Below are 3,162 nucleotides of genomic sequence, written 5' to 3'. Positions count from 1 at the left end.
GACGACGAGGATGAAGCCGTCGAGCAGCTGCTCGCCGCACCTGCGGCAGCACGTGCCGCACAGATCACCGAGCGGATCGTCGAGCGCATCATCGAGCGCGTGTCGCGCGAGCAGGAAAAACTGCCCGGCCGCCGCAAGGGTTACACCCAGAAAGCCAAGATCGGTGGCAACACCATTTTCCTGCGCACCGGCGAATATGACGATGGCCGTCTCGGCGAGATCTTCATCGACATGAACAAGGAAGGCGCGACCTTGCGTGGCCTTCTCAACAACTTCGCCATCGCCATTTCGCTGGGCCTGCAATATGGCGTGCCGCTCGACGAATATGTGCACGCCTTCACCTTCACCAAATTCGAGCCGGCCGGCATGGTGCAGGGCAACGATGCCATCAAGAGCGCGACGTCGATCCTCGACTACGTGTTCCGCGAGCTGGCGATTTCCTATCTCGGGCGCAACGATCTCGCCCATGTCGACCAGTCGGACTTTTCCAACACCGCACTTGGCCGTGGCATCAGCGAAGGCAAGACCGATGCGGTTTCCAAGGGCCTGACTCGTGGCGCATCGCCGGTGAAGCTGGTGTCGCGCGTCAGCGGCAACGACCCGAAAGGCTTTGCGGCCCCCTCGGGCGCCCCTGCTCGCTCGGCACCGACCGCCTTCTCCGGCTCCAACGTGCTGGCGCTGAAACCCGCCAGCGACGAAGCGGTCGCCTACAAGCGCGACTATGAGGAGCGCGCGAAGGAACTGGCCGAAGACATCGCCTTCGAGGAGGCGGCGGGTGTTGCTTCGGACGCGACGGCAGGCTTGTTCACCGACGCTGCGGCCGTTGAGGCGGCCGAAGCCAAGAAACTCGCCAACGACCGGCGCGCAAGGTCCCTGCTCCAGGGCTACACAGGCAATTCCTGCTCCGAGTGCCAGAATTTCACGATGGTACGGAACGGGACCTGCGAGAAATGCGATACATGCGGTTCGACCAGCGGGTGCAGCTGAGGTCTAGTGCCACCTCGCAGCGCCCCAATAATCGGGAGCTATCGACATTAGACCCGCGCCGCACCTGCGGCGCGGATCACTTAGTAAGGCTGAAACATGGAACAGAAGCGGTATCAGATTTTTCTTAGCTCTACTTTCTCCGACTTGGAAATTGAGCGTCGAAAAGTCATGCAGACGCTTTTGGAGATGGATTGCATTCCATCCGGCATGGAATTCTTTCCAGCCTCAGACGAAGAGACTTTTGAATTTATCAAGACAGTAATTGACGTCTGCGATTATTATGTCCTCGTTGTTGCGGCAAGGTATGGATCTGTTGCAAAAGATGGATCCTCTTATACTGAGAAAGAATACGACTACGCAATCGAAACAGGGAAACCGGTCTTAGGATTTGTCAGAAGAGACATCAGCCAAGTGGTCGTTGGCAAAACTGACCAAAACTCAGAACTTCTCGCGAAACTTGAAGCATTTCGGAAAAAGGTTAGCGAGGGTCGTCTGGTAAGAATGTGGGACAACGCCGATCAGTTGGCAGGCCAAGTTGCGACTACATTAAATACCGCAATCAAGCGATATCCGGCCCCCGGATGGATACGAGGCGATCAACAGGCGACTTCCGAGATATTAACGGAAATAAACAATCTTCGCAAGGAAAACAGCGCCTTAGTAGAAAAAATTGACAGCCTTAAGCCTCCTATCTCTATAGCTAACTTAGCCGACCTGAACGACACTCATAAAGTAAAATATAATTACAAGACAGGGTTCAATACTCAAAAGAGAGTTGGGGAAAGAGAGTATTCGTGGGGCGACATTCTGCGCATAGTCGGGGGAAATTTCCGCACCCCAACAAATACATCTGGAATGCGAGCTCTTGCGACCTACATCCAAAAACTCAATGGCGCCTATGAAGTGAGCATTGATCACGCAACGGATGTTGCTATTCTAACTCAATTTGAGCTCGTCGGAGTGGTTTCTGCAAAACAGTACAGCACGCAGGGAGGTGGTAGCGCGATCTTTTATAAGCTCACCGACAATGGCCTCAGGGAATACCTATCAAGGATGGCCGTCGTTAAAGATGACAACGCTCAAGTTGCGCCAACAGATAACTAAAGCATCCTCAATCTGGAGCGGTCATATGCGCTACGCCGTAGTGATTGAGAAAGCTGGAGATAATTTCTCTGCTTATGTGCCGGACTTGCCTGGCTGCATCGCGACGGGTGCGACCGTATCTGAGGTCGAAACCGAAATTCGCGGCGCGATACGCCTCCACATCGAAGGTTTGCGTGCCGATGGGCTGGATGACTTGTTTGCATCTGGCCATGCCTTCGGCCTGCCCAGATCAAAGCCTCTCAGCATGCCATCTCAGATGGTCGTCCATGAAGCTGGAGATGAAAAGATACGAGTGATCGTATCCATCCTGCATCCGCAGCTTTAGCGGAATACCTGCTTTGGCGCAGGCCGCCTCGAGCAGCCAAGGCTTCAGCCCGTCGTCAAGAAATCCATCCGACGTTCCCTGATCCACCAAAAATTCGGGGAAACGGTATCCGTCCTCGATGAGCGACGTCGCGTCGCAGGTTCGCCACGAGGCCTCATCCTTGCCCAGATACTTCTCAAAGGCCGGTCTCGACCAGCCGGCGGTGCTTGGCTGGGCGATCGGGGCGAACGCCGAGCAGCTCTTGAAACGTGACGGATTCTTCAAGGCAATCGTCAGCGCGCCATGCCCGCCCATCGAATGGCCAAAGATTGCCTGGCGCGCCATATCGGCTGGAAATTCAGCCGCGATGAGGGCCGGCAATTCCTCGGTGACATAGGAATACATACGATAGTTCTTCGCATAAGGCTCTTGCGTCGCATCGAGATAGAAGCCGGCGCCGGAGCCGAACTGCCAGTTGTCTTTTTCATCCGGAATGTCGGCGCCGCGCGGGCTGGTGTCGGGACAGACGACGATCAGGCCAAGCTCGGCGGCCATGCGCCTGTACTCGCCCTTGTCCATTACATTGGCGTGGGTGCACGTCAGGCCTGAGAGATACCACACAACGGGACAAGGCGCTTCCCGCGCCTGCGGAGGTATGAAAACGGCAAAAGTCATGTCGCAACGGCAACTCGTCGACAAATGGGAATAGACGCCCTGCACGCCGCCATGGGCTTTCGTTTGAGAGATGATTTTCATGTGTTCTCCAC

At 55.6% G+C, this 3,162-nt stretch carries 2 protein-coding genes and 2 pseudogenes; 3 read left to right on the top strand and 1 reads right to left on the bottom strand.

Going from position 1 to position 3,162, the window contains the following annotated elements:
• The 3 genes and pseudogenes from EN750_RS26005 to EN750_RS40975 all read left to right on the top strand — a co-directional run.
• Positions 1-987: pseudogene (locus EN750_RS26005) on the top strand (vitamin B12-dependent ribonucleotide reductase); the annotation flags it as partial.
• 96 nt (positions 988-1,083) lie between these two features.
• The gene (locus EN750_RS26000; RefSeq protein ID WP_127398271.1) at positions 1,084-2,091 is read left to right on the top strand and encodes a DUF4062 domain-containing protein; all 1,008 of its coding nucleotides are present in this window, start codon (positions 1,084-1,086) and stop codon (positions 2,089-2,091) included.
• A 25-nt stretch (positions 2,092-2,116) separates the two neighbouring features.
• Positions 2,117-2,278: pseudogene (locus EN750_RS40975) on the top strand (type II toxin-antitoxin system HicB family antitoxin); the annotation flags it as partial.
• A gap of 42 nt (positions 2,279-2,320) precedes the next feature.
• Here the strand turns inward: EN750_RS40975 and fghA are convergent.
• Positions 2,321-3,151 carry an S-formylglutathione hydrolase gene (fghA, locus tag EN750_RS25990; RefSeq protein ID WP_127398269.1) on the bottom strand — a complete coding sequence of 277 codons (831 nt, stop codon included), beginning with the start codon at positions 3,149-3,151 and terminating at the stop codon, positions 2,321-2,323.
• Positions 3,152-3,162: the final 11 nt, after the last annotated feature.

Origin of the sequence: Mesorhizobium sp. M7A.F.Ca.ET.027.03.2.1, assembly GCF_003999175.1 — a bacterium.
Classification (GTDB): domain Bacteria; phylum Pseudomonadota; class Alphaproteobacteria; order Rhizobiales; family Rhizobiaceae; genus Mesorhizobium.
Note: the sequence above shows the minus strand (reverse complement) of the source record. Positions and strands in the feature narration are given on the sequence as shown.